Source organism: Paraburkholderia humisilvae (genome assembly GCF_902859855.1).
Lineage (GTDB): Bacteria > Pseudomonadota > Gammaproteobacteria > Burkholderiales > Burkholderiaceae > Paraburkholderia > Paraburkholderia humisilvae.
On record NZ_CADIKH010000395.1, the window covers coordinates 1 to 1,004 of the forward strand.

Here is a 1,004-nt window from a genome sequence, read left to right on the forward strand (position 1 = left end):
GTTCACACCGCTTTTCGTGATCTCGCGCATGAGCGGCTGGAGCGCGCACATCATCGAGCAACGCATCGACAACAAGATCATCCGGCCCAGCGCAAATTACACCGGACCGGAGAATTTGAAGTTCACGGCGCTAAATAGGAGAAAATAGCGTCCGCTGTGCGCATTCGGGGCGCGTGCAGTCACCCCGGGCGGCTCGGTTCCAGCCAGCCGCGCACGATTAATCAATACTAGATAGAAAGGTTCAATTGTCATGAAAAAGCTGCTGATCGCTGCCGTTGTCGGCGCACTGTCTTCGACGCTGCTGGTCACCGCGGAGAACGCCTCCGCTCAGGCATCGAGTGCTACCGCAACGAAGAAGGCCAAGGCGCCGCAACCCAAGCGCCTGTTCAAACGCAAGCCGAATCCGGCCAAGGAAGCAAAGGTCGACCCGGTCCCGGAAGGCTCGGAAAAATGGACCTGTAAGGATGGTCTGTCGTTCGATATGAAGGGCGACATGAAGCGTGACCAGATCGTCACGGTTCACTGGGCCGACAAGAACTACAGCCTGCCGCGCGAAGTCACGACGACGGGCGCCGACCGCTTTCACGACGCGGCAAGCGGCCTCGACGTGGTCGTGATCCCGACGAAGGCGATGCTGTTCTCCGACAAGGACGGCTCGCGTCTCGCCGATGAGTGCAAGACTGCCGCGATGATGGAAGGCGCGCCGGCTCCGACGCAGTCGAACGCCATCAACAAGGCCCAGTAATCGCGTCAGGAAGTCACTTTAAGTAGCCGCCAAGGAAGCCTCGATGTCCGCACCGATTTCAAACGTCCGGCCCGCGCCGGACAAAGTCCTCACCGATATCGTCGACTATGTGCTGAACCACAAGGTCGACAGCGCGCTCGCGCTCGACACGGCACGCAACTGCCTGATCGACACGCTCGGCTGCGGACTCGAGGCCCTCTCCTATCCGGCCTGCACCAAGCTGATGGGACCGATCGTGCCCGGCACGATCGTGCCCAAT

Annotated in this window: 3 protein-coding genes; all 3 read left to right on the top strand. The window is 60.5% G+C overall.

The features are described from left to right. A partial coding sequence (locus tag HV796_RS42725) for a citrate/2-methylcitrate synthase (protein WP_281370005.1) occupies window positions 1–148 on the top strand: 148 nt, incomplete at its 5' end. Window positions 149–250: 102 nt separating this feature from the next. Continuing rightward, on the top strand, window positions 251–745 hold the full coding sequence (locus tag HV796_RS42730) for a hypothetical protein (RefSeq protein ID WP_175233613.1): 495 nt from the start codon (window positions 251–253) through the stop codon (window positions 743–745). Window positions 746–788: 43 nt separating this feature from the next. Next, the coding region (locus tag HV796_RS42735; protein ID WP_175233614.1) for an MmgE/PrpD family protein at window positions 789–1,004 on the top strand (216 nt) is incomplete at its 3' end.

Excerpts from the sequence above, each read along its gene's own strand:
- HV796_RS42730 (WP_175233613.1), top strand. The coding sequence starts at position 251 with ATGAAAAAGCTGCTGATCGCTGCCGTTGTCGGCGCACTGTCTTCGACG.